At 62.8% G+C, this 25,905-nt stretch carries 24 protein-coding genes; 19 read left to right on the forward strand and 5 right to left on the reverse strand.

The genetic code is table 11. The features are described 5' to 3' along the window. The first annotated feature begins 933 nt into the window (after window positions 1-933). Complete coding sequence (locus tag FYC77_RS12400; protein WP_149081856.1) at window positions 934-2,037, forward strand: thiolase family protein; 1,104 nt, start codon at window positions 934-936, stop codon at window positions 2,035-2,037. Further along, complete coding sequence (locus FYC77_RS12405) at window positions 2,034-2,396, forward strand: Zn-ribbon domain-containing OB-fold protein (RefSeq protein WP_149081813.1); 363 nt, start codon at window positions 2,034-2,036, stop codon at window positions 2,394-2,396. The genes FYC77_RS12400 and FYC77_RS12405 overlap by 4 nt, the downstream gene beginning before the upstream one ends. Window positions 2,397-2,757: 361 nt before the next feature. On the opposite strand, the gene FYC77_RS12410 is transcribed toward FYC77_RS12405, so the two are convergent. Both FYC77_RS12410 and FYC77_RS12415 read right to left on the reverse strand, forming a co-directional pair. Further along, complete coding sequence (locus FYC77_RS12410) at window positions 2,758-3,531, reverse strand: IclR family transcriptional regulator (RefSeq protein WP_149081814.1); 774 nt, start codon at window positions 3,529-3,531, stop codon at window positions 2,758-2,760. An 89-nt stretch (window positions 3,532-3,620) separates the two neighbouring features. Continuing rightward, a complete protein-coding gene (locus FYC77_RS12415) occupies window positions 3,621-3,848 on the reverse strand; it encodes a hypothetical protein (protein WP_162354522.1) in 228 nt (75 codons plus the stop codon). 126 nt (window positions 3,849-3,974) lie between these two features. On the opposite strand from FYC77_RS12415, the gene FYC77_RS12420 reads away from it, so the two are divergent. Further along, window positions 3,975-5,204 (forward strand): aminotransferase class V-fold PLP-dependent enzyme, encoded by a 1,230-nt coding sequence (locus FYC77_RS12420; protein WP_149081816.1) that lies wholly within the window; start codon window positions 3,975-3,977, stop codon window positions 5,202-5,204. 255 nt (window positions 5,205-5,459) lie between these two features. Continuing rightward, window positions 5,460-6,623 carry an acyl-CoA dehydrogenase family protein gene (locus tag FYC77_RS12425; RefSeq protein ID WP_149081817.1) on the forward strand — a complete coding sequence of 388 codons (1,164 nt, stop codon included), beginning with the start codon at window positions 5,460-5,462 and terminating at the stop codon, window positions 6,621-6,623. 88 nt (window positions 6,624-6,711) lie between these two features. Here the strand turns inward: FYC77_RS12425 and FYC77_RS12430 are convergent, their stop codons facing one another. After that, entirely contained in the window at window positions 6,712-7,578 is an 867-nt protein-coding gene (locus tag FYC77_RS12430) for a nitroreductase family protein (protein WP_149081818.1), read from the reverse strand. A 424-nt stretch (window positions 7,579-8,002) separates the two neighbouring features. Here FYC77_RS12430 and FYC77_RS12435 point away from each other — a divergent pair, with 424 nt between their 5' ends. Both FYC77_RS12435 and FYC77_RS12440 read left to right on the forward strand, forming a co-directional pair. Then, a complete protein-coding gene (locus FYC77_RS12435; RefSeq protein ID WP_149081819.1) occupies window positions 8,003-9,109 on the forward strand; it encodes a Gfo/Idh/MocA family protein in 1,107 nt (368 codons plus the stop codon). Further along, window positions 9,110-9,862, forward strand: a complete 753-nt coding sequence (locus tag FYC77_RS12440; protein WP_202911829.1) for a hydroxypyruvate isomerase family protein — start codon at window positions 9,110-9,112, stop codon at window positions 9,860-9,862. Window positions 9,863-9,883: 21 nt separating this feature from the next. Here the strand turns inward: FYC77_RS12440 and FYC77_RS12445 are convergent, their stop codons facing one another. Together FYC77_RS12445 and FYC77_RS12450 are read right to left on the reverse strand one after the other, a co-directional pair. Further along, the gene (locus FYC77_RS12445) at window positions 9,884-10,756 is read right to left on the reverse strand and encodes a fumarylacetoacetate hydrolase family protein (protein WP_149081820.1); all 873 of its coding nucleotides are present in this window, start codon (window positions 10,754-10,756) and stop codon (window positions 9,884-9,886) included. A 464-nt stretch (window positions 10,757-11,220) separates the two neighbouring features. Continuing rightward, window positions 11,221-11,595: a RidA family protein gene (locus FYC77_RS12450; protein WP_149081821.1), complete on the reverse strand. Its 375-nt coding sequence runs from the start codon at window positions 11,593-11,595 to the stop codon at window positions 11,221-11,223. Between the two features lie 374 nt (window positions 11,596-11,969). Between FYC77_RS12450 and FYC77_RS12455 the strand changes: the two genes are divergently transcribed. The 13 genes from FYC77_RS12455 to FYC77_RS12515 all read left to right on the forward strand — a co-directional run bounded on the left by FYC77_RS12455 (window position 11,970) and on the right by FYC77_RS12515 (window position 25,885). Further along, complete coding sequence (locus FYC77_RS12455; protein ID WP_149081822.1) at window positions 11,970-12,725, forward strand: IclR family transcriptional regulator; 756 nt, start codon at window positions 11,970-11,972, stop codon at window positions 12,723-12,725. Between the two features lie 123 nt (window positions 12,726-12,848). Then, entirely contained in the window at window positions 12,849-13,967 is a 1,119-nt protein-coding gene (locus FYC77_RS12460; RefSeq protein WP_202911830.1) for a mandelate racemase/muconate lactonizing enzyme family protein, read from the forward strand. A 52-nt stretch (window positions 13,968-14,019) separates the two neighbouring features. Next, window positions 14,020-15,180 (forward strand): alpha-amylase family protein, encoded by a 1,161-nt coding sequence (locus tag FYC77_RS12465; protein ID WP_149081823.1) that lies wholly within the window; start codon window positions 14,020-14,022, stop codon window positions 15,178-15,180. A 63-nt stretch (window positions 15,181-15,243) separates the two neighbouring features. Continuing rightward, window positions 15,244-16,416, forward strand: coding sequence for an exo-beta-N-acetylmuramidase NamZ family protein (locus FYC77_RS12470; RefSeq protein WP_149081824.1), 1,173 nt, complete (start codon window positions 15,244-15,246; stop codon window positions 16,414-16,416). Window positions 16,417-16,507: 91 nt separating this feature from the next. Then, window positions 16,508-18,118: an ABC transporter substrate-binding protein gene (locus FYC77_RS12475; RefSeq protein ID WP_149081825.1), complete on the forward strand. Its 1,611-nt coding sequence runs from the start codon at window positions 16,508-16,510 to the stop codon at window positions 18,116-18,118. A gap of 10 nt (window positions 18,119-18,128) precedes the next feature. Continuing rightward, window positions 18,129-19,073 carry an ABC transporter permease gene (locus FYC77_RS12480; RefSeq protein ID WP_149081826.1) on the forward strand — a complete coding sequence of 315 codons (945 nt, stop codon included), beginning with the start codon at window positions 18,129-18,131 and terminating at the stop codon, window positions 19,071-19,073. Beyond that, window positions 19,066-19,983 (forward strand): ABC transporter permease, encoded by a 918-nt coding sequence (locus tag FYC77_RS12485; protein WP_149081827.1) that lies wholly within the window; start codon window positions 19,066-19,068, stop codon window positions 19,981-19,983. The genes FYC77_RS12480 and FYC77_RS12485 overlap by 8 nt, the downstream gene beginning before the upstream one ends. Beyond that, window positions 19,980-21,236 (forward strand): ABC transporter ATP-binding protein, encoded by a 1,257-nt coding sequence (locus tag FYC77_RS12490; protein ID WP_149081828.1) that lies wholly within the window; start codon window positions 19,980-19,982, stop codon window positions 21,234-21,236. Before FYC77_RS12485 ends, FYC77_RS12490 begins: the two co-directional genes overlap by 4 nt. Next, on the forward strand, window positions 21,233-22,339 hold the full coding sequence (locus tag FYC77_RS12495; protein ID WP_149081829.1) for an ABC transporter ATP-binding protein: 1,107 nt from the start codon (window positions 21,233-21,235) through the stop codon (window positions 22,337-22,339). Before FYC77_RS12490 ends, FYC77_RS12495 begins: the two co-directional genes overlap by 4 nt. Continuing rightward, window positions 22,332-23,414, forward strand: a complete 1,083-nt coding sequence (locus tag FYC77_RS12500) for a serine hydrolase domain-containing protein (protein WP_149081830.1) — start codon at window positions 22,332-22,334, stop codon at window positions 23,412-23,414. The genes FYC77_RS12495 and FYC77_RS12500 overlap by 8 nt, the downstream gene beginning before the upstream one ends. Continuing rightward, window positions 23,411-23,875, forward strand: a complete 465-nt coding sequence (locus FYC77_RS12505) for a GNAT family N-acetyltransferase (protein ID WP_149081831.1) — start codon at window positions 23,411-23,413, stop codon at window positions 23,873-23,875. The genes FYC77_RS12500 and FYC77_RS12505 overlap by 4 nt, the downstream gene beginning before the upstream one ends. Then, complete coding sequence (locus FYC77_RS12510) at window positions 23,865-25,160, forward strand: anhydro-N-acetylmuramic acid kinase (RefSeq protein WP_149081832.1); 1,296 nt, start codon at window positions 23,865-23,867, stop codon at window positions 25,158-25,160. Before FYC77_RS12505 ends, FYC77_RS12510 begins: the two co-directional genes overlap by 11 nt. After that, complete coding sequence (locus FYC77_RS12515) at window positions 25,157-25,885, forward strand: HAD family hydrolase (protein ID WP_149081833.1); 729 nt, start codon at window positions 25,157-25,159, stop codon at window positions 25,883-25,885. Before FYC77_RS12510 ends, FYC77_RS12515 begins: the two co-directional genes overlap by 4 nt. Window positions 25,886-25,905 lie beyond the last annotated feature (20 nt).

The raw sequence follows: 25,905 nt of genomic DNA on the forward strand, positions 1-25,905 counted from the left end.
TATCTGGCCGAGCACATTCGGTTGATTTCGCCGATGGAGCGTGTCTAGAGGATCTCTGAAAAGGAGTTACTCCGCCCTTCGGTCCAACGTCACGCTGTGGCCCCGTCTTCTCCCACCGTCCGACACTCGGTCAAAATGCGATGATTGGACTCCCAAAGAGATCGGAGGAATACTGCTCATTTGACAATAGTACTATTGTAATATTTGCGCCCGCTGCGCTCGAGCAATTGGGTCGAATGAGTGGGGAGGTCCGTCGGTCATCACTAATATCGAGCTCGCGGTCGCAGTGATGATCGGTACGACTTGGTCAAATTACAAATCAATTCATGTATCTTAATATATTCTGTCTATACCACTATATGTACATAGCACTAATAGTATTGGTGTAACATATACCTTCTCGAAATATACAAAAAACCACAATAAATACTACGAAATCACTATCTAAAACCCTAACCGACTAATTTGATCGGAAACAGTATATTGTGTGGCTATCACCTCATTAAATAGTATATAACTAGTGATTACTGTATATCCGATGGGACGTCCCATTCCAAACGCCGGTCAATGAGTGATACGGTTTACTGTCCGTCGGTACCGCCGGACCCGCGACCAGTCTGCGGTTTCAGCGGTAACACGGTACAGCAATCCGTCTGAAACCGGGCGACGCCATCGGTTTCACTACCTGGAAACTGTGGCGTGGCCGTACTCGCTTTAGCAACTTGTTTAACCCGTTGTGAATTATCCTGAGAAGGGAGCCCGGAAGGGGATCTCGAGGAGCCACATGCATGTTACGCTATCTCATACCAGTGGTGGAGCGTTTCGTCGTTCCACCCGATCACGGAGGCGAGTCGAACGCAGACGCACGCACCACGACGAACCGACCGTCGGAGGTGACGGTGCGTGAGTAACGTCCGAATCGGGGGTGTCGGAATGACGCCGTTCGAGAACGCCTCCGACCGGTCCGTCGTCGATCTCGCTGGGGTTGCGGCCGAACGTGCCCTTGAAGACGGTGACTACTCGAGAGCGGAAATCACGTCAGTCCACGTCGGCAACGCGCTCTCGGAGGGACTCGGCACCCAGGCTGGTCTCGCGAACGCCCTGTCGTCGGCACTCGGCGTCGAAGGAGTCCGTTCCGACCGGATCGAGAACACGAGCGCGACCGGGGCGAGCGCCGTCCACCGCGGCGTCGAAGCCGTCGCGAGCGGCCAATCGGACGTCGCGCTCGTCGTCGGCGTCGAGAAGATGTCCGTCGGCGAGACCGCAGACGTCACCGATTCGATTCGCCAACTCGTCCATCCCCGGGAGTACGAACAGGGGCTAACCCTCCCGTCGTTCGCCGGACTGGCTGCGAACGTCTATCTCGACCGGTACGACGCACCCCACGACGCGCTGGCTGCGGTCGCCGAGAAGAACCACCGGAACGCGGTCGACAACCCGGTGGCGCAGTTCCAGAAACGGATCTCCGTCGACGACGTTCTCGAGTCGCCGGTGATCGCCGATCCGCTTCGACTCTACGATTGCTGTCCGATGACCGACGGGGCCGCCGCGCTCGTCCTCTCGCGCGAGGAGGGAGTTCAGGTGACGAGTATCGCCAGCGCGACGGGGACACACGCTGTCGCGGCCCGACCGGATCCGCTGGCGATCGAGAGCGTCCGGCTCGCGGGCGAGCGGACGTTCGACGGGGTGGATCTCGAACGCGACGACGTCGACGTCGCCTGCATCCATGACGCGTTCACCGTCCTTGAGTTACTGGAACTCGAGGAACTCGGGTTCTACGATGCCGGAACCGCGTGGGAAGCGACGCTGGACGGTAAAACCCGGCTGGACGGCGAGCTCCCGGTCAACCCTGGTGGGGGGTTGAAAGCTCGTGGCCATCCGCTCGGAGCGACGGGGATCTCCCAACTGATCGAACTAGTGTGGCAGTTGCGAGGTGATCTTCCCGACCAGCGGCGCGTCCCCGACGCGGAGGTCGGATTCGCTATCAACGTCGCGGGATTTGGAAACAACAGCGTCTGTACTCTCCTGGAATCATGACTGACTCGAACGATACAGCCGAATTCGACTCGATTCCGGTCGACCATGCGTTCGTCTGTGCGGACTGCGGGCACCGGTGGTACTACACGCGCCGTCGGTGTCCCGACTGTGGCGGGACGGACGTCTCGACGTACGAACTTGCCGTCGGCGAACTCATCGCCTGGACCGAAAACAGGGTTACGCCGGCGGACATCCGGTCACCGAATCGGCTCGGTCTCGCCCGGTTCGGCGAGGTCCAGTTGATCGCACAGCTTTCGGACGACGAGGTGTCGGTCGGCGACCAGGTCGCCTTCGAGGGTGCGTACCATCTCCGACACGGAAGCGAGACGCCGAAGCCTCGATTGACTCCTCTCGAGTGATACGGATTGCTGTCCCTGTGTCCCGCCACACCCGGAGAACGGGTCCCGGGCTCGGCGGTACTGACGGACAGCAGACCGTATGAGCCGTTCGGCTTCACGTGGTTCCCGGTGGCCAGAGGACTCGTTCGTCAGTTCTCGGGAGACGCCTCACCCGTCTCATATATTCGGAGCTATTTCCCACTCGCTCTCGATTTGTGGTCGTCTCGTCGTGTGAATTTCGTTCTATCCCACTATGTGGGATTTTCTCTCTCGTGCCGGACGGATCGATCGGACAGATAGGGACATTGTCGGAAGATCTCGTCCGCGTCCGGATACTATAGCGTCCGGTTTCGAGTATTCGGATCGCGTGCGACGTTCGATCTTAGCCGCGAACTGCGTGTGCGATCTCGAGTTCGAGTTCGTTGATCGCGCCAAGTACGTACGCCGGGAACTCCTCGGTCAACCGATCGCCTTTCAGCCGATTTGCCGGCCCCGAGACACTCAACGCGCCGAGAACGCGTTGATCGGCGTCCGTCACGACGGCACCGACCGCGTTGACCCCTCGAGTCGTCTCCTCCACGTTGAACGCGTATCCCCGTTCCCGAATGGTTTCCAGTTCGTCGGACAACTCCTCGACCGATCCGATACTGGCGCTCGTTTCCGTCTCGAACGCGAGGTCGTCGACGATCTCGGTCCGTCGGTCGTCGGGGAGGTGTGCGAGGATGGCCTTTCCGCCCGCGCTCGTATACAGTTCGCCGCGTTTTCCGACGTGTGCTCCCGTCTGTACGGCGCTCTGTCCGACCTCGGTATAGAGATAGATTCGCTCGCCGTGTTCCTCGACGATGAACTGGGCTCGCTCTCCCGTTTTCTTCGCCAGTTCGTCGACTTTCTCCTTGATCGTGGGAAACGCGGTAACCCGTCGCTGGGCGACGCCGCCGACGGTCAGAAACTGCAGTCCGAGCCGATACTGGTTGTCGGTCTGCGTGACGAACTTGTGTTTCCGCAGCGTCGCCAGATGCCGGTGGGTGGTACTCGGCGAGAGATCCAGCTGGTCGGCGAGCTCCTCGAGCGTCGCCTCGCCGAGTTTCTCGAGTGCATTCACTACCTCGATCGACGTTTCGGTCGTTTTTGCCACCGATTTGACCCCGTCTTCCATACGCCCACGACGCGTTCCTCGCACATAAAATCCCGCATATTCGGACGCGGCCCGACCGCGGACGCACCGGGACTGGCGTGGACGGATCGTCAGCCGTTCCGATTCTCCGCCCCGTCCGATTCGTCTTCGTCGCGCTGGACGACTCTCGGACGGATGCTGAACCTGAAGTAGCCGGTCCAGAACAGCGCGAGCACGAGACCGACGCCGAGCAACGGCACCCGGTCGTCGACGTCGAGCTGGATGACCGTGTATCCCGCCGAGAGGATCACGGCGTAGTTGTAGAACAGAACAACCAGATCGTCCATGGTCGGTCGCATACGTCAGCATCTCCCGGGTAGGTGTTAAGTCATTATCTCTCGAGTGACGTCGAGGGCTCGTTTGCACACGTTCGAGCCGGTGTTGGGGAACCGAACGCTTATATTCGCGATCCGACGAGCGCATGTATGAACGACGCTGGCGAGGACGAGGCGATCTACGACGAACTGGGAGTCCCCTCCGTGATCAACGCGGCGGGAACCAAAACGCGGATCGGGGGGAGCCGAATCCGGAGCGAAGCGGTTGCGGCGATGCAACGAGCGTCTCGTTCGTTCGTCCGCCTCTCCGACCTGCAAGCCGAAGCGAGTTCGCGGATCGCCGACGCTACCGGGGCCGACGCAGGGTACGTGACCAGCGGTGCGTCCGCCGGGCTCGCACTCGCGTGCGCTGCAGCGCTCGCAGGGCGGGACGTCGAACGGATGGCACAGCTCCCCGACACGACCGGCATTCCTGACGAGGTCGTCATGGCCCGGACCCACCGGATCGGTTACGATCACGCCTTTCGCGCCGTCGGTGCGACGATCGTCGACGTCGGAACGAACGACAGGCACCTCGGAACCGGCGCGACGAACGTCGAACCCTGGGAGATCGAGGCTGCGATCTCCGAGGAGACGGCCGCGATCGGTTACGTTCAGAAACCGTACACCCAGCCCCCGCTCGAGGTCGTCACCGACGTCGCCGCCGACTACGACGTCCCGGTGATCGTCGACGCGGCGGCCGAACTCCCTCCGGCCGAGAATCTCTCACGGTTCGTCGACGAGGGAGCGGATCTCGTCGTTTTCAGCGGCGGCAAGGCGATTCGCGGCCCGCAGACGACCGGAGTCGTGGCCGGGCGGGCGGAGTTGATCGAATCGATCGCCCTCCAACATCTCGACATGCACGCGGCGGCCGACGTCTGGACTCCTCCGTCGGGACTCGTCGACGTCGACCAACTCGACGGCGTCCCCCGTCAGGGCATCGGTCGATCGATGAAAGTCGGGAAGGAAGAACTCGTCGGCCTCATCGTCGCCCTCGAGTCGTTCCTCGAGGAAGACCACGACGAGCGCCGGCGTGTGTGGCGAGAACGCGCCGACCGTATCGCGGCCGATCTCTCCGACGTCGCCGGACTCGAGACGGCCGTGACCACAGGCGACGGCGTCTCGGTCGCGCCGGAGGTCGTCGTTCGCGTGGATTCGGACGCCGCGCGGTCGTCGGCGACGAACCTCGTCCGTGCCCTCAGAGCGGAAACGCCACGCATTTTCGTCGGGTCGGACAGACTCGAGGAGGGTATTGTGACGATCTCCCCGCTCTGTCTCGAGGCGGGCGAGATCGACTACGTGCTCGAGCGAATTCGAGCGCACGCCGCGTGCGATTGTTGATCCAGGAAGTATCGATCAATCGAAACGACTCCGTGATCTCTCTCGAACGTAATCGTCGCTCACGTGCTTTTGCCGACTGCGATCACTGATCACGATACTAAACTTTCGATTACAGTGGTATGGCTGTAAATACTGCACGCGATAGGCGTCGGATCGCGCGTCGGCTGGAACTCGTCTGGAGGGAGTCGATCCATCGGCTTCGTTCGAGTTCGTTCGAAGAAAGATTCTTGTCCCGGCGCTTCGTGGTCGAACGTGATGCTCGATTACGTCGATCTCGAGGCCGACCTCGGGCCGGAAGAGCGATTGATTCGCGACACGACCCGTGAGTTCGTCGACGAGCGGATTCGCCCGGAGATCGCGGCCCACTACGAAGCCGGAACGTTTCCGACGGAGCTGATCCCCGAGATGGGTGAGATGGGATTTTACGCGCCGAATCTCGAGGGGTACGGGTTGCCGAACGTCTCGGAGACGGCCTACGGCGTGTTGATGCAGGAACTCGAGGCCTGTGACTCGGGGCTGCGGTCGATGGCGTCGGTCCAGGGGGCGCTCGTGATGTATCCGATCCACGCCTTCGGCAGCGAAGCACAGAAAGAGCGGTGGCTTCCGGCTCTCGGCGACGGCGACGCCGTGGGGTGTTTCGGCCTGACCGAACCCGAACACGGCTCGAATCCAGCGGGAATGGAGACCGCAGCCGAGCGGGACGGCGACGGCTACGTCCTCGACGGGTCGAAGACGTGGATCACGAACGCACCGATCGCCGACGTCGCGGTCGTCTGGGCGCGCGACCGCTCGCACGAGGACGATCCAGTTCGGGGCTTTCTCGTCGAAACCGACCGCGACGGCGTCTCGACGAACGAGATCACCGAGAAGCTCTCGTTGCGGGCGTCGATCACAGGTGAAATCGGACTGAACGACGTCTACGTCCCCGAGGGGAACGTGCTTCCCGACGTCTCCGGGATGAAGGGGCCGCTGTCGTGTCTCACCCAGGCCCGCTACGGCATCGCGTGGGGTGCGGTCGGCGCGGCCAGAGACTGCTTCGAGACGGCGCGTGCGTACGCGACCGACCGCGAACAGTTCGGCGGACCGATCGCCCGCTACCAGCTTCAACAGGAAAAACTGGCCGAGATGGCGACGGCGATTACGCTCGCCCAACTGCTCGCATACCGCCTCGCAGACCTCAAGGAACGTGGCGACCTCCGGCCCCAACACGTCTCGATGGCCAAACGAAACAACGTCCGAACGGCTCGAGACCAGGCTCGAGTGGCCCGCGAGATACTGGGCGGAAACGGGATCACGACCGACTACTCCCCGATGCGCCACATGGCGAACATGGAGACGGTCTACACGTACGAGGGTACCCACGATATCCACACGCTGATCCTCGGCGAGGATCTGACCGGCATTCCGGCGTACAGCTGATCGAGACGATCGTTCCACACCTCCTGTGGGACGATCTCGCAGATCCAGTGTGTTTCGATCGTATCGAACCGGCCGTCGTCGCCGGCTGTTACTCGTCTCGGTCTAACTCTGAGAGCGACTCGTCGACGCCGCGGTAGGCGAAAAAGCCCTGTTGGCGAAGCGTCTCGAGTAGCTCCCCTTCGCGGTTGTTCATCGAGCCGTCGGGTGACGGCGTCCAGTAGTGGGCGAGTGCGCCCTCCCAGACGCGATCCGTGCCGGCGTAGAGTTCGTTCATCTCCTCGTAACAGGCCTCGAGCAGTTCGGGCGAGGGATCCTCGTAGCTGTCTTCGTGTACCACCGCGTCCAGGGGGATCCGCGGCGTCGGCTCGTCGTGTGTCTCGCCGACGGGGACGCCGATACAGAGCCCGAACGCCGGGAGGACTTCAGCAGGGAGATCGACGATCTCGGAGATCGTCGACAGTCCCTCGCTGATCGCACCGATCGGACAGACGCCGTAGCCATAGCTCTCCGCCGCGGTGATCGTTCCCTGGGCGGCGAGGGCGGCGTCGACCGCCCCCTTGAGGACCGCGGTCATCGGCGCCATCTCGAACTCGAGGTCGCGGTGGTCGTGGAGCAGTCGGACCCGACGGAGGTCGATACAGACGAGGAAGAAGTGACTGGCCTCCTCGATGCGTGGCTGGCCGCCGCCTGCGGCCTCGTGGATTCGCGCCCGCATCTCCGGATCTCGGACCGACACGAAACTGTACATCTGGATGGTGCCGCTCGTGGGCGCTTTCCGGCCGGCGTCGAGGATTGCGCGAATCTCCTCGTCGGGGATCGTCGCGTCCGCGTCGTACTCTCGGACCGTTCGTCGTCGACTCAGCCACCCGGTCAGTTTCGGAACCGCTGGCATCTCGTCGGCGAGTGCCGGGCGGGCCGCCGTATCTCGAGTCGACTTCGGTGGGTTTTCGCTCATCGTAGAGCTTTCAGAGCCGTTCCGCCTTGAGCGTACTGATCGACGACTGCGCCGACGAAGCGACGTTCTCCGGCAACGATGGTACGTTCTCGGTGTGTATCGATTTATACACTATCGCTGAAATGGTCTATCGCTAGGACAGTTCTACGTTTCTGTCAGTATACCGAAGGTGGATCGGTGTTGTGCCGGTAGATCGCACGGTCATTCCTCTCAGTTGTCGACGGTTCCGATCGTTTCTCCCTGTGCTCACGGTCGGCCGGTGTTCTCGTCTGGCGGACGTCCGTGTCGTCTGCCGACAGGGACGAGACCCGAGTTGTCCCGGTCTCGACCCGGTGTCGTTCGTCTCCATCGGTCGATCTGTCGGCTTCGTTTCGAACATACGTCAGTACCAACTATTATGACAGTTCTCTGCGAATCCGAGCGTATGTCACATCGAGTAGCAGTCATCGGCACTGGGGCGGAACCGGACGAGCCAGGCGACGACGGGTACGCGATGGCCTATCACCACGCCGCAGGGTACGACGCCTTAGAGGAGTGTACACTGGTCGCCTGTGCCGACATCGTCCGTGAGAACGCCGAGGCGTTCGCCGCGGAGTTTGGAATCGACGACGATGGCGTCTTCGAGGAGTACGACGTGATGCTCGAGACGGCCGAGCCTGATATCGTCTCGGTGTGCGTTCCGCCGGCGATCCACGACACGATCGCGATCGACTGTATCCGCTCGGGCGTCGTCGACGCGGTTCACTGTGAGAAGCCGATGGCCGACAGCTACGGCGGCGCTCGCACGATGGCCCAGGAGGCGAACAGACACGACGTCCAGTTGACGTTCAACCACCAGCGCCGGTTCAGCGACGCGGTTCGGACGGCAAAGCGGTTGCTCGACGAGGGCGAGATCGGCGACCTCGAGCGGATCGAGTTCGCCGCGCCGGTCGGTATCTTCGATTACGGGAGTCACTCGTTCGACCTCTGTAACTACTTCAACGACGAACTGCCGGCGAGTTGGGCGCTCGGCCAGATCGAGTACTCCGAGCGGAACGTCCTGTTCGGAACGCACAACGAAAACCAGGCGCTCGTGCTCTGGGAGTACGAAAACGGCGTCCACGGGCTCGGAACCAGCGACAGCCTCGGGGAGAACAGCCCGACGAGTGCGATCGACTGTCACAACCGACTCGTCGGTACCGACGGGACGATCGAGCTCGGCCCTGCAGGCGACGGGAATCTCCCGACCTTGCGCATCCGAGGGGACGGACGCGAGGGCTGGGAGACAGTCGAGACCGACGACGGCCTCCACGACTGGGAACTCGTCTACCGCGCGATCGCCGACGTCGTTCGCTGTCTGGAGACCGGGGAGAAACCGGAACTCGGCGCGCGGAACGCGCTCAACGCGACCGAACTCATCTTCGCGACCTGGGAGTCTGCTCGCCGCCGCGGGCGGGTCGACCTCCCGCTCGAGATCGAGGACAACCCACTCGAGTCGATGATCGACGACGGCGACGTTCGGCCGGAGCCGACCGAGGCGGAAGGCGAGTAGATGCCGCGAATCTCCGTCTGCCTCGAGATGGTCTACGAGGACGAATCGTTCGCGCAGCGCGTGCGCCGGGCCGGTGCCGTCGGTGCCGACGCCGTCGAGTTCTGGGGCTGGCGCGAGAAGGACCTCGACGCCCTCGAGTCGGCTGCCGCCGATGCAGGCGTTCCGATCATCGGCTGTCTGGCGGGGGGAACGCTCACCGACCCTGACGAGATCGACGGGGCCGTCGAGACGATCCGGGAGTCGATCGAGACGGCGGCGGCGCTCGGAGTCTCGACGCTCATCGCGACGACCGGCCCGGAGCAGGACGACCTCGGCCGGGACGTCCAGCGCGAGGCAGTCGTCGACGCACTCTCTCGAGTCGCTCCCGAGGCCGAACGGGCGGGCGTTACGATCGCTCTCGAGCCGTTGAACACGGCGGTCGACCATCCGGGACACTATCTCTCCCGTTCCGCGGAGGGGTTCGCGATCGTCGACGACGTCGGTTCGCCGAACGTGAAGCTGCTGTACGAATTCTATCACCAGCAGATCACCGAGGGGAACGTGATCCAGACGATCACGGAACACGTCGATCGAATCGGTCACTTCCACGTCGCCGACGTTCCGGGTCGACACGAACCCGGAACGGGGGAACTCGACTACGAGACCATCTTCGAGGCCATCGACGACACCGGGTACGATGGCTACGTCGGCTGTGAGTTCTCGCCGACCGGCGACCCGGACGAGGCGATGGAGGCCGTTCTCGCGATGCGGTGATGTGGTCTCCTGTCCGCCGGATCACACCTCGGTGACCGTATTCGAGAGCGTTCCGATTCCCTCGATGCCGATCTCGATCCGATCGGCCGGCTCGAGGGTGAACTCGTCGTCGGGGACGAGTGACGTGCCGGTCAGCAAGACGGAGACGTCGGGGACCGCGTTGTGTCTGAGATACCAGTCGACCAGCTCGTCGATCGAACGTACCATCCGACTCGTGTTCGTCGACTCGTCGTACAACACGTCGCCGTCTCGCTCGATGCGCATCCGGATCTCGAGGTCGGCGGGATCGTCGATCGACGCGGCCGACCGAACCGCCGGACCGATAGCACAGCATCGATCGTACACTTTCGATTGCGGGAGATACAGCGGGTTCTCACCCTCGATCGCCCGGCTGCTCATGTCGTTGCCGATCGTGTAGCCGACGATCTCTCTGCCCGAGAGGACGACGCCGAGTTCGGGTTCGGGTACGTTCCAGTCCGAGTCGCCCCGGATTCCGACCCGGTCGTTCGGTCCGACGACCCGTTCGGGCGTGGCCTTGAAGAACAGCTCCGGGCGATCGCTGTCGTACACCTCGAGATAGAACTCCGGCTTCGAACTCTCGGCCTCTCGAGCCTCCTCGCTGATCCGATAGGTGACGCCTGCAGCCCACACTTCCTGGGGGGTTACGGGCTCGATCAACGACTCGCCGCCGACGTCCTCGGACGGAATCGGCTCCGCCTCGTCGATCAGTCGACGGGCGATCGTATCGATCTCCGTCTCCGCGACGTTCGACGCGTACAGGAGATCGTCGAACGTCTGCAGGCGCGGGTTCGCCGTCGAGAGGTCGGAATACGCCCCGTCTCGCTCTCCGACGAGGTGCGTATTCCCGTCGACGGATCGTTGATAATACCGCATACCTCTGGTTCTCTCCCCGATACACATCAACGTTTCTGTAAGATTGGTATCTGTTTTCACCTGTTATCGGCGTCGTTCGGCGACGTGATTCACTCACCGCTCGCACTCGAGCGACCAGCAGGGCTGCCGTCGGCTGTTGGTTCGCGATCGGGACTGCGATGACTGCCGACGATTACGCTCGGATGTGCCGACTTTCGAAGCTCGAGTTCGTTGTCTTCGGAGTCGAGTCAGAATCGAATGATGATACAGTATCGGTTAGTTACGAATCAATTACACTACGTGTTCGTCACTCTCATCCAGCGCCGATCCACAGTCGGGGTTCGACGATCCCCATCCCGAGTCGCGGTCCCAGAACTCGTGAGCTGATTCGATTACGAGGGAAGATTCGGGGCGTCACTGTAACGGCGCGTACGGAAGTTGGATCGTGTCGGCGTCGACGCCTCTCTTTGCGTGTGTTGTGCCAGTCACTCCGTCGCGATTACTTCTATTTCAACTCCGATATCGATCGGTAACTCGACGACCTGTACGGCACTACGAGCGGGATACGGATCGCTGAAATACTCCTGGTAGACCTCGTTTATCGCGTCGTAGTCGTCGATGTCCGTGACGAACACGGTGGCTTTTACCGTGTTCTCGAGGGAGCTTCCCGCCGCCTCGAGGATTGCTTCGACGTTTTTCAGCGTCCGATGGGTCTGTTCTCGGATGTCCGTCGAAACGATCTCGCCGGTTTCCGGATCGACGGGCCCCTGTCCTGACACGAAAATTCGTCCGTCGTCGACGATCGCCTGTGAGAAGGGGCCGATACTCGCTGGTGCGTGCTCTGTTTCGATTTCGTTCATTCGACGGTACGAGATCGATCACCGCGGGGTAATAATGGCTTCGATCTCGTGGATTCGTCACGCGCAGATCGGAACTGACTGTCCATCGACCGCTCCGTTCAGAATCGGTCGTAGCGGTGGTCGTGTCGACTCACTCCTCGAGACGGGGCCGTTCGACGGAAACCGATTCTCGATCGAACGCCGGGGAGTTACCCATGTTCGAACGTCGGTTCGGCGGAGCGGTCGCTTGCGCTTCTCTCACCGGGCCTATTACGAATGTATGACTGTAAATCCACGACGACGGTTTCAGCCATGCTGAAATCAGTGTCCCTCGAACGGGTTGTTCCATGAGAACAGTTATTACAATTCAGGATAAAGTAGCGATAATCAGAATCATGCCCCAAAACGACGAAAACGCCGTCAAAACGACGGCTCGGTCGCTGGACATCATCGAAATGCTCCGGGAACTGAACGGGGCTAGACTTACCGAGATCGCCGATGCCGTCGGATTGCCCAACAGTACGGTTCACAATCACCTTTCGACGCTTCTGGAACGCGGTTACGTCGTCAAGCAGGGACACCAGTACCACGTCGGACTGCGGTTTCTCGACTTCGGCGAATACGCTCGTCGAACTCGGGAAGCGTACCTGCCGGCCCAAGACGAGTTGGATCAACTCGCCGCCGAAACCGGCCAGACCGCCTTCCTCCTTACCGAGGAAAACGGCGTCGGCGTCGTACTCTACGTCTCTCGAGCCGATGGGGCGGTTCCGGTCGACCTCCGCCCCGGAAACCGACTGCCGTTGCACAGTTCCGGGGTCGGCCAGGCGTACATGGCGTATCTGTCCGACGAGAAGATCGACGAGATCGTCGACCGATTCGGGCTACCCGAACGAACCGAGTCGACGATATCCGAACCGGCTGAACTCCACGACACCCTCGCTGAGGTCCGAGAACGCGGTATCGCGGTCGAGGTTGGTGGTCGCCTTCCCGGCGTGACGAGTATCGGCACGGCGATCAAAGACGAGAGCGGAACGATCGTGGCGGCGATCGGAATCGCTGGCGCTGGTGGCAGTTTCGACGACGTCGACGGCGCAATCGATCACGTCAAACACACCGCGAACGTCATCGATCTCCGTATTGCTCACTCGTAACATCGCTCCAGAACTGTTGGGAACTCGGTTTCGACACTGCTGAAACGAGTTTGCTCTCGTTCTGGCTCGAACCTCGGATCCCCATCACAAGGATTGATATAGGACGCCACGAGCATGAGGTACATGACGATCACTGGCTTGGAGGCGATCCCCGTACGGATGGGTGTCGCCCCACTCGAGGAGGACCTCGGGTTGGCCCCGTACGTCAGCAATCACGATCAGGTCGAGTCGGTCGATCGCGTGCTCGTCCGACTGGAGACCGACGACGGAACCGTCGGCTGGGGGGAGATGTTGGTCGCCCTCAAATCGGCCACCGTCACGAAAACTGTCATCGAGGACGTGGTCGCACCGGAACTGATCGGCGAACCGATCGAGAACGCACACGCGGTCCTCGAGGAGTTTTACTACCCCTACGTTCGGATCGACCCGTTTCTGGGCGCGGTCGACACTGCCGTCTGGGACGCCCTCGGAAAGAAAACCGACGCGCCCATCTCGGAACTGCTCGGCGGACGCGTGACCGACGCCGTCGACGTCGCGTTCTGTCTGGGTATTCTCTCGCCCGACGAGTCCGCAACCCACGCTCGAGAGGCCGCTGAGGCGGGATTTACGGCGCTGAAGACGAAGGCGGGACCGGACTGGAACGTCGACGTCGAGCGGTTGTCCGCGATGTACGACGCCGTCGACGGCGAACTCGACTTCCGTCTGGATCCGAACCAGGGGTGGACGATGACCGAGGCCGTTCGTGCGTTGACGCGCTTAGAAGAGCAAGGAATCCTCCTCGAGTACATCGAACAGCCGCTTCGGACGGAGACGTTCGGGAGTTACGCGTCGCTGCGGTCCCGGACGCGGACGCCGATCGGCGTCAACGAGGATACGTACTTCAACGGCAATCTCCGGCAACTGCTCAAAGCTGACGCGATCGACGCCGCCGTCGTCGATCTCGTTCCGGCCGGCGGTCTCTCGGCTGCTCGAGGGCAGGCCGCGGAGGCCCAGGCGGCCGGCGTCTCGGTCTCCCATCACTGCGGGTTCGATCTCGGGATCAAAACCGCGGCGATGCTTCATCTCGTCGGCTCGACTCCTGCCATCGATCTCGCGCCGGATTCGGTCTATTACGGGTGGGACGATTACGTGATCGAGAATCCATTCGAGGTCGAGGATGGGGCGTATCCGGTCCCCACCGGCCCCGGCCTCGGGATTACGGTCGACGAGTCAGCGGTCGAACGCTACCGTCTCGACGTATGATCGGCGGGAAGAACGCGGTCGGGATGCGAACGACTGGCAACGGGGATTCCGAATGACGGCCGTCTGGGCGTATCCGTGGGCACTCCGGGAGACGGGATTGGACCGAACCTGCCGGGAGCTAGCCGCTGCGGGCGTCGATCGAATCAACGTCGCGGCTCACTATCATTCGATCAGGACGCTCAATCCCCGCGCCGAATCGAACCCCTTTACCGATTCACCCGGTGGATGTTTCTTCCGTCCGACGGGAGAGCAGTTTCGTGACTCCCCGATCGAGCCACCCGTCTGTGACCTCCCCGGGTCGTCCGATCCCCTCGACGACGTGATCGAGGCTGCAGCCGACGCGGATCTAGAGGTATCCGCCTGGACGGTCTGTCTCCACAGCTCTCGACTGGCGAGCGAACACCCCGAGTACCGTCCCGTCGGCCCCTTCGGAACCGAACACGAACACGGGCTCTGTCCCAGCAACCCGGCCGTCCAGAGCTACCTGTCGGCGCTCGTCAGCGCGCTCACAGACCGCGGGGTGAGTCGGATCGACCTCGAGTCGATCGGTTACCCGACGGCGTTTCATCCCCACGGCGAGTCCTACGGGCATCTGAAGAACTTCGCCGCGACCGACGATGTGAGCCGGGTCCTGCTCTCGCAGTGTTTCTGTGAGGCCTGCCAGGAACGGGCCGACGTCGACCTCGAGGCGACTGCACAGTTGGTCCGGGATCTCCTCTCGCGGTCGTTGAACGGCGTCACCGATCCCCAGGAGACGTCGATAACCGACCTCGTGGACGAACACCCGCGTCTCGCAGATCTACTGGCGTTTAGACAGGAGACGATCACCCAGCTCGTCTCGCGTCTCGCTGGGAGTAGCGGCGACGTCCCGTTGAACTACTACGTCGCGGACGGATTGGGGAGGGGTGTCGACGACGGCCGGTGGGCGGGCGTCGATCTCGAACGACTCGCACCGCACCTGGATTCGGTGACGGCGCTGTATTACTCGGACGATACGGCGATGACGGACGGACGCGTTCGCCGACTTCGGGACCGGACGGGGATCCGAACCGAGGCGGGGATCACGGTCGATCCGTCCCTCTGGGCCGACGAGTCGGAGTGGATGGAGGCGGTCGACGCGGTACTCGAGGAAGAGCCGGCGGCCGTCCACGTCTACAACCACTCGTTGATGACCGACGACCACGTCGACTGGCTTCGGCGGGTCGACCCGTGATCGGTAGCCGGACAGCGGTAGTAGAAGCGTTTATTTACGATGGTCGTAGACTGATTTAGTAGAATGGTTACACTAGGGATCGAAGCGTTTCTCGATGCGGATCGGGGACGAGTGTCTCCGACGGTCGGACTCGTTACGAACCCGTCGGGAGTCACGGCCGATCTCGAGTCGACGATCGATCTCTTGAACGGCAGTGACGCCGTCGACCTCGAGGCGCTGTTCGGTCCGACACACGGTATCCGTGGGAACGAACACTCCCAGGACGAGATTACCGAGCATATCGACGAGAAGACGGGACTTCCGGTGTACGATCTGACGTCCCAGGGCACCGGTCGAAACGGCGGCCCGAACGGAACGACGGTCGAGCAGATCGCGAACCTCGATCGACTGATCTACGACATCCAGGAGGTCGGGACGCGCTTTTCGACGTTCGCTCGCGTCCTCGGACGCGTCCTCGCCGAGGCGGCGAAGGCGGACACGCCCGTGACGGTGCTGGATCGTCCCAACCCCATCGCCCCGTTCGGTTCTGCCGGGACACTCGCAGGACAACCCGGCGGGGCCGCGCTTCCGATCGTCCACGGGATGACGGTCGGGGAACTCGGACGCTACTTCGCAAACGAGATGGCCCTGGACGCCGATCTCAGCATCGTCGAGATGGAGAGGTGGTCCCGCGACCGGTGGTTCGACGACCTCGAGTTGACGTGGGTTCCGCCGTCTCCGAACATGCCGTCGTTGGATACCGCACTCGTCTATCCGGGGACGTGTCTCTTCGAGGCGACGACGCTGTCGGAAGGTCGCGGGACCACGAACCCGTTCGAACTGATCGGCGCACCCTGGGTCGACGCGACGGCGTTCGCGGCGATGTTGAACGACATCGATCCCCCCGGGGTGAAGTTCAGACCCGCGTATTTCACCCCCATGTTCTCGAAGCACGAGCGATCGGACGTCGAGGGCGTCCAGGTGCACGTACTCGACCGAGAGACGTTCGATCCGATCAGAGTCGGCGTGACGATGGTACTTACTGCATTTTACGAGTACGCCGAGTGCGGCTGGGTCCGAACCAACGGTGGCTATCCGATCGACGAGCTCACGGGTGGATCCGAACTGCGAACCGCGACAGCAGACGTTCGAAACGGGGCCAATCTTCGGATGACGATCGATCACGTCGTCGAAGGGTGGGAACGCGAGGCCGCCCAGTTTCTCGAGGAGAACGCCGAGTATCTGCTCTACGACTAGCGCCTCGCCTCGAGGGGTTCGTTGACGCCCTCGTCTCGGTCCCGCTCCTCGGTAGTTTTATATTGATCCAAAACAGTTCGCTACTCGAAGTATGCAACGCGATAGCAATGACGTCGGCATCTCTAGACGTAACGCTCTGCGTGCCGTCTCCGGAGTCGCGGTCGGAACCGCACTCGCAGGGTGTAGTGATGACGACACGGAGCCACAGGAAGGAATTGGTGGGAACGGCAACGGCAACGGAAACGGCGTGGGGGCCGGCCAGGTTCTCAACGTGACGTTTCCCGACGATCCCGAGAACTTCGATCCACATCTGACGACGATCAACATGGCCCAGCGGGTCCTCGAGAACGTCGTCGAGGGGTTGTTCCGGCTCAACGCCGACCTCGAGCCGGAGCCACTGCTCGCGACGGACTACGAGATCAGCGACGACGAGACCGAGTACACCATCTCGTTGAAAGAGGGCGTCCAGTTTCACGAACCGATCGGCGGCGAGATGACCGCCGCCGACGTCGTCTATACGTTCGAACGGGTGATGGATCCGGACGTCGGCTCGCCCCGTGCGGAGAACTTCACGCGAGTCGACTCCGTCGAGGCGGTCGACGAGTACACGGTGCGATTCGACCTCGAGGAACCGTTCGCACCGATGCTCACGGCGTTCGCGGAGTCCGTCGAGATCATCCCCGAGGGGGCCGCCGACGAGGTCGACCTCCAGGAACATCCGGTCGGCACGGGCCCGTTCTCGTTCGTCGACTGGACGGTCAATCAGGGCGTCGAGATCGAGGCCTTCGACGACTATCACGTCGACGGCGTTCCCGCACTCGAGAGCGTGGAGTTCGATATCGTCCCCGAGCCAGCGGCCCGACTGACGGCCCTCGAGGTCGGTGATACCCACCTTCTCGAGAGCGTTCCGTTCCAGGACATCGAGGATGTCTCCGGGAGCAGTGAAACGGAGGTCGCGACCCAGACTGGCCTCTTCAATCAGGGCTACTGGTTCAACGGCGACGAAGCGCCGTTCGACGACGCACGCGTTCGACGCGCTGTGAGTCACGCGATCGACCGGGATGCGATCATTCAGGGGGTACTCTTCGGCCACGGTGAACCGGTTCATTATCCGATTCCACCAGCCAGCGAGTGGGAGAACACGATCGATCCGGGCCCTGTCCCGTCCCAGGATATCGACCACGCACTCGAGTTGCTCGACGACGCGGGTGTCGATCCGGAGTCGGTCGAAACGTCGATCAAGGTCTCCCGTACTCCCGGACCCGGTGCGGACGCGGCGACGCTGATCCAGGGACATCTCTCCGAGCTCGGATTCGACGTCGAGGTCGTCGAACTCGACTTCTCGACCTGGCTCGACGAGGTCTGGGTCGACAACGACTACGAGATGGCGATCGGTTCCTGGAGCGGGCGTGTCGACCCCGACGGCTGGTACTACAGGCAGTACCACTCGGAGGGTGCCTGGAACCACTGGGCGTACGAAAACGACCGGGTCGACGAACTGCTCGAGGAGGGTCGTTCAGAGACCGATCCCGACGCTCGCGCGGATATTTACGGCGAGATCGAATCGATCGTCCAGGAGGAGGTGCCCATGACGTACCTCTACTTCGACGACGAGTCCGTCGGCTACCGCAGCGAAGTCGAGGGATACGAACTCGAGATCGCAAACCTCACGAGCTTCCACAACGTTACTATCGATAACTGATATCTCCCAAATGAAACGCTACGTCGTCAAGCGAATCGCCCAGTACGTTCCCGTCATGTTTGGCGTGACGCTGATCGCCTTTTTGCTGATCAACGTGGCTGGGGGCGATCCGGTCCGGACGATGCTCGGGACGGAAGCGTCCGAGGAACAGGTCCAGATGATCCGTGAGGATCTCGGGCTCGACCAGCCGTTGTACGTGAGATACTTCGATTGGCTGGGCGATGTTCTGTCCGGGGATCTCGGCACGTCGATCATGTACGGACAGCCGGTGAGCGACCTCATCGTCCAGACGCTTCCGGTGACGTTCTGGCTGGCCGGTGGCGCTCTCCTCGTCTCGATCTTCATCGGCATTCCGGCCGGGATCGTCTCCGCGACTCGGCGGAACACGAAGTTCGACTCCGGCGCGACCATCGCCGCCTACTCCGGAATCGCGATTCCGAACTTCTTCCTCGGGATCCTCCTGATCCTGGTGTTTGCCGAGTATCTCCGGGTGCTTCCGGCGTCCGGATTCGTTTCGCCGCTTGCGGACCCGATCCAGGGAATCCGACACCTGATCCTCCCGTGGATCGCGCTGGGGACGGCACAGGCGGCGATCGTGATGCGGTACATGCGCTCGAGCCTGCTCGAGGTGATGGACCAGCAATACGTCGAAGTCGCACGATCGAAGGGGCTCGTCCCCGCGTTGATACAGAACAAACACTCGATCATGAACGCGCTCATCCCTACGGTGACGATCATCGGCATCAACCTGGGCTACCTGCTCGGCGGCTCGATCGTCATCGAGGAGATCTTCGCGCTCCCGGGGTTCGGACGGCTCGCCTTAAACGGCGTCCTGAACCGGGACTTCCTGATCTTACAGGGTGTCTTGTTGGTTACGGCGTTCCTATTTACGACGGTCAACTTCGTCGTCGACATCCTGTATACCTATCTCGATCCGAGGATTCGCTATGAGTGAGACACAGACAACCGCCGACGTCGACAGCGAACCGGCCGAGACATCGGACCAGCAGTCGTTTCTGTCGGTGTTCGCACGAACCGTCCGCAACGACCGACTCGCACTCGTCGGAACGATCGGGCTCGGAATCACCATCTTCGTTGCGGTGTTCGGTCCGTTCGTCCTTCCCCACGACCCGACGGCGACCAATCTGGACCAGATGAATCAGGCGCCATCGTTCGTCCATCCGTTTGGCACCGATCGGTACGGCCGAGATATCCTCGCGCGGGTGGCACTCGGCGCTCGCACCTCGCTTATCGTCGCGTTCGTCGGGGTCGCCGTCGCGGCCGGGGTCGGCGTCACGCTCGGTGCGATCGCCGGCTACTACGAGGGCCTGCTGGGCGAGGGGATCATGCGCTTTGCCGATACGATCTTCTCGTTCCCGGCACTGTTGCTCGCACTCGCGATGGTCGCGATCATGGGCCAAAACTGGTACAACGTGATCATCGCTGTCGGGGTGGTCTACTGGCCGATCTTCGCCCGGATTACCCGCGGGAGCGTCCTGTCGGTCAAAGATGAGGAGTTCGTTCAGGCCGCCCGATCGATCGGGGAGTCAGATTTCCGGATCATCGGATCGGAGATCCTCCCGAATATTACGGCCCCGATCATCGTCCAGGGGACGATCAGTATGGCCGTCGCCATCTTACTCGAGAGTGCCCTTTCGTTTCTCGGACTCGGCGTTCCCCCACCGGACCCGTCCTGGGGACGTATGCTGGCGGATAGTCGCCAGTTCATGACGCACGCACCGTGGTGGACGATAGCCCCAGGTCTCGCCATCATGTTCACCGTGTTGAATCTCAACTTCGTGGGCGACGCGCTTCGCGACGCCCTCGACCCACACCAAGGAGACGAAATGGAGGCTACCCGATGAGCCACGATCGAAACGTCGAGACGGCGAGAATCGAGACGGAGCGAGATCAGTCGAACCCACCACAGCAGTTACTCGACATCAGCGACCTCTCGGTGACCTTTCCGTCCCAGGAGGGGCCAGTCGAAGCGGTAACGGACGTCTCGCTGTCGATCGAACCCGGAGAGACGGTCGGTCTCGTCGGCGAAAGCGGCAGCGGCAAGTCGGTCACCGCCGCGACGATTCTCGGATTGCTCGAGGAATCGGCCAGAATCGACGGCTCGGTCGAATTCGACGACCAGCAGCTGCTCACGAAAACCGACGACGAACTCCGCGAAATCCGCGGCGATCGAATCTCGATGATCTTCCAGGAGACCGGGTCGTCGCTCAACCCCGTCCTTACGGTCGGCGACCAGATCTCCGAGACGATCCGGACCCATCGGTCGATCCCGAACGAGGGGATCAGCCGACTCGAGACGTCCGTACTCGGCAATCTGCTTCGGTCGAAGTCCCACCCGACGAACTACGAGCGGTCCTGGGAGCAGACCGTCGAGTTGTTCGAGCGAGTGGGTATTCCCGCCCCGGAACAGCGCGCACTCGAGTACCCCCACGAGTACTCGGGCGGCATGAAACAGCGTGCGATGATCGCGATGGCGATCAGCTGTCGGCCCGACCTGCTGATCGCGGACGAGCCGACGACGGCACTCGACGTGACCATCGAGGCACAGATCCTGGACCTGATCGACGAAGTGCAAGCCGAGTTCGATACGGCGGTGTTGTTCATCACCCACGACATGGGCGTCGTCAACGAAATTTGTGACCGTGTCGCCGTGATGTACGCCGGTCGAGTCGTCGAGCGGGCGCCGACCGACGAACTGTTCGCACACCCGAAACACCCCTACACGCAGGCGCTCCTCGACAGCATCCCGAGCCTCGAGGGTGGCCAGACGCTCGATCCGCTCGCGGGCCAGGTTCCGGACCCGACCGACAAACCGCCCGGCTGTCCGTTCGGTCCCCGGTGTCCGTCGGCGACGGCCTGCTGTGACGCCCGGTTCCCGCCGGAGTATCCGGTCACGACGGCGGACGAACCACTCCCCGTCCGGGAGGGCGGAGACGACGACGTCCCGTCTCCCCGGCGAAACGATCCGACGGGACACGCCGTCCACTGCGTCCTCTACGGGAGCGGCGACGGCCTGGCACCGCGTCGGTCGCCGTCGGACGAGGATCGACAGAACGCAGATCGAGGTCGGCCGGAGACGGACGGAGGTGAGCCATGAACGCGAACGATTCACAGGAGTCGACGCCCGAATCCGTCGGCGGGACGGAACCGATCCTCGAGGTTCGCGATCTCGAGAAGTACTTCCGGGTGAACGAGGGGGTGCTCGCCTCGCTCGTCGGGGCCACGCAGTACGTCAGGGCGGTCGACGGCGTCTCGCTTACGCTCGCCGAGGGGGAGACGTTCGGACTCGTCGGCGAGAGCGGCTGTGGCAAGTCGACGCTCGCACGAACGTTACTCCGGCTGGAGGAGCCGACGGGCGGATCGATCACCTTCCGTGGGACCGAGTTGACCACCCTGTCGGACCGCGAGTTGCGCCCCATCCGGTCGGAGATCCAGTTCATCCACCAGGATCCGTCGTCGTCGCTGAACCCGCGTAAACGAATCGGGGACATCCTTCGGCGACCGCTCGAGCTTCACCGCGACCTCGACGAGACGGAGCGGGCGGCGGAGATCCGGTCGCTTCTCGACCGCGTCGGCCTCGATCCCGGAATGCGCCACCGGTATCCCCACGAACTCTCCGGCGGGCAGAAACAACGCGTCGAGATCGCACGGGCGATCAGCGTCAACCCGTCGTTTATCGTCGCGGACGAGCCCACGAGCGCCCTGGACGTCACCGTCCAGGCCCAGATTCTCGAGCTCATCACCGAGATCCAGGAGGAGTACGACCTGACGCTCGTGTTCATCTCCCACGATCTGCGGACCATCCGCTACATCACCGACCGCGTGGGGGTCATGTACCTCGGCGAACTGGTCGAGGTAGCGCCGACCGGGACGATATTCGATGAGCCGGCCCATCCTTACACTCAGTCGCTGCTCTCGGCAGTTCCGGAGATCGGCGGGAGCGAAACCGCACAGATCCGACTCGAAGGACAGCCACCGGATCCGATCGACACGCCATCCGGCTGTCGATTCCACACCCGGTGTCCGCTCGCCCAGGAGGCGTGTTCGGCGGTCGAGCCCGAGTCCGCGTTCGTCTCGTCCGACCACCAGTATCGGTGTCACTTCACCGATCCAAATACGCGGACCGGCACGATCGGCGAACCGACGGACGCGGCCCCGGATCGGATCGAGGACACCGGACCGGAGGTGTCGAATGACTGAGCCGGCACCGTCCCGTAACTCCCATCCGCTCCGACCGGTCCTCGAGCGCGGTCTCGAGCGCGGCCTGTTCGACGGTGCGGTCGTCCTCGTGGGCTCGAGCGCCGGCGTGGACGCGGAACTCTGCGTCGGGGACCGAAACACCGCCGGCGATCCGGTCACGTCGGAGACGGCGTTCGACGTGGCGTCACTCACGAAGGTGGTCGCGACGACGACCATCACCGTCCGCCTCGTCCAGGAAGGGAAACTGACGCTCTCGTCGACGATGAGCGATCACGTCGACGAACTCCAGGGAACGCCGCGGGGGGAGATTCCGCTGCACTCCTTACTGACGCATACGTCCGGCCTCCCGCCGTACAAGGCGTTTCCGTTCGGCTGGGAGTCTACATCCGCCGTCCTCGAGTCGCTGTTCGACAGCCCGCTCTCGGTGCTTGCCGAGCCCGGCGAGTGGCACGTCTACAGCGATCTGAACTTCGTCTTCCTCGGGGAGGTCCTCCGCCGCGTGACCGACGACTCTCTCGCGACGCTCTTCGAGCGCCACGTCACGGACCCACTCGGCCTCGAGGAGACCGTTCTCGGGCCGACCTCGGTCGAGAACGTGGCGGCGACGCGCGACCGCCGCTGGGAGGGGCGGGTTCTCGAGGGGGAGCCCCACGACTATCTCGCCCGGGCGATGGACGGCGAATCGGGGAACGCCGGCGTCTTTTCGACGGGTCGCGATCTGGCGACCGTCGCTCGGATGCTGCTGTCCGACGGCGAGTACGAAGGGGAACGATACCTCTCGCCAGGGATGGTCGAACGGCTGCGAACCGACGTGCTCGAATCGATGGAGACGCGACAGGGCCTTGGCTGGAAACTCGGGGACGCCGACACGCCCGGAACGGCGTGGTCGGCGGAGGCCTTCGGCCACACCGGATTCACCGGCACATCGATGTGGATGGATCCGCGCGCCGACCGATTCGTCGTCGTGCTCACGAACCACGTTCTGGCGATGGATCCGGACGGCTCCCTGGCCTCGTTTCGCCGGCGAGTCCACGACGTCACCGCCGCGACCGACTCGAGGGCTGATTCCCCATGAGCGTCGACGTTCGACGATACGAGGACGACGACTTCGAGGCGATCAACGAGATCCTGTCGACGACCTCGCCGTGGACGGTCTACGAGGAGAGCTACCGACTCGAGGTGGCAGACGTCGCGGACGACGACTTGCTCGCCATTGGGACCGTCGACGACACCGTCGCCGGCTTCGCGTGGACGGTTCCGAACGGCGCGTTCGATCGATCGGGCTATCTCAAACTGATCGGCGTCGCCGAGGACGCACAGGGCCAGGGCATCGGCTCCGCGTTGCTGGACCACGCCGAACGGTTCGTCTCGACGGAGACGACGAGCGACGAGCTGTTCCTGCTCGTCTCGGACTTTAACGAGGCGGCACAGGCGTTCTACCGCCACCGCGGCTACGACCAGGTCGGCCGACTCGAGGGATACGTACAGCCTGGGATCGACGAATACGTCTTCAGAAAATCACTCCATGACAGCTAACGCAGACGAGACGACGTCACGAGCGCATCGATCGGACGACCACCCCCGTACGAGCCAAACGTCGGGTACGCCTCCGCAGACCGACCGCTCCTCGGTCAGAACTGACGGCGGCGGGCCGCGGTACGCCGTTGGCCTCATGTCGGGGACCTCTCTCGACGGGATCGACGCCGCCTGCTGTTCGGTGACGGAGACGGGGAGAAACGAGGAGTATCCTTACGAGGTCACCGTCGAGTCGTTCGTCTCCGAGGAGTATCCGGACGAACTCAGAGAGCGGCTGGTACAACTCTGTGACGAGGAGACGGGGACCGTCGACGAGGCCTGCCGGCTGAACGTCGGACTCGGAACCCTCCTCGCGGACGTCGCGACGCGGGCGATGGACGAGGCGGGAGTCGACCCCGACGACGTCGCGGTCATCGGCAGTCACGGCCAGACGATCTGGCACATCGGAACCCGGGAGTCGCTTCCTGGCGTCGCCACTCCCCGGCGGTCGACCCTCCAGATCGCGGACGGAAGCGTGATCGCGCGGGAGACGGGCGTGAAGACGGTCTCCGACTTCCGGACGGCGGACGTCGCGGCGGGGGGTCACGGTGCCCCGCTGGCACCGTATCTGGACGCGACGGCGTTCAGTGACGGGGAACACCACCGTTCGTTGCAGAACGTCGGCGGTATCGGAAACTGTACGCTTCTCCCGCCATCGCCCGGACGGGACGACGTCCGCGCGTTCGACACCGGGCCAGGAAACATGGTCATCGACGCCGTCGTCGAGATCCTCACGGACGGCGAACGGACCTACGACGTCGACGGGGAGATCGCCGCGGGGGGAACGCCCGACGAGTCGATGATCGATCGATTCATCGAAGACCCCTACTTCGACGAGTCACCGCCGAAGACGACCGGCCGGGAGGAGTTCGGTCACGAATACGCTCGCCGGTTTATCGACGCGGGACGCGACCGCGGACTCGAGGATGCGGATATCGTCGCGACGGCGACGGCGTTTACGGCCGAAACGATCGCCGAGGCCTACGAGCGCTTCGCGGAGCCCTACCCCGACGAGATGTTCGTCTCGGGCGGCGGGGCGTACAACCCTACGTTGATGGCCATGCTGTCCGAGCGCGTGGCGTGTGACGTCTATCGGCTGTCGACGCTCGGGTTCGATCCCGACGCGAAAGAAGCCGCGCTGTTCGCACTCATGGGCGTCGCCCGCCTCGACGGTCGACCGAACAACGTCCCAGGCGCGACGGGGGCGGACCAACCGGTCGTGATGGGCAAGGTGAGCCTCCCGTGACGAATCGAACTATCGTCGACTCCCCCGACGTCTCGTTTCCCGAGGCGTCGACGTGGGGTACGAACCCGCGGCCGGAGCTCGCGGTGTTCGACTTCGACGGAACGCTCGTCGACCAGCGCGGCGGCTGGCTCCTCTTACAGGAGCTGTTCGGCACCCGTGAACAGGGGAAGCGTCTGACGGAGCGATACCGCGAGGACGAACTGACGTTCGCCGAGTGGTGTGACGAGAACGCGGCCCTGTTGGACGGTCGCGGCGTCAAGAAAACCCACATCGATCGTGCCGCATCGGCTGTCAAGCTCACTCGAGGGGCGGGCGAGTTACTCGAGACGATTTCGGACGCGAACGTTCCGTTCGGGACGGTCAGCGCCGGCGTGACGAACCTGCAGGACGTGTTGTCGAAATTCGAGCCCGCGTTCGTTCGGGGCAACGAGATCCGGTTCGACGATTCGGGATCGATCACCGGCGTCGACGCCGGGGTCGGTCCGAACGAGAAAGACGACGTCCTCGAACGGATCTGTCGCGACCGCGAGATCACCACGACTGACGTCTTCTACGTCGGCGACTCGCATACGGACGAGGAGGCGTTCGAAGTCGCGGGGACGTCGGTGTTGTTCGATCCGGACGATCGGATCGACGACGGCGTCTCCGAGACGGTCGACGCGGTGGTCGATACCAGGGATCTCCGCCTTGTCGAGCGACTGTTCGTCACCGCTGTCGGTCGGTAGTGATATCGCTCGAGGTAGCC

The organism is Natrialba swarupiae, from assembly GCF_008245225.1.
GTDB lineage: Archaea > Halobacteriota > Halobacteria > Halobacteriales > Natrialbaceae > Natrarchaeobius > Natrarchaeobius swarupiae.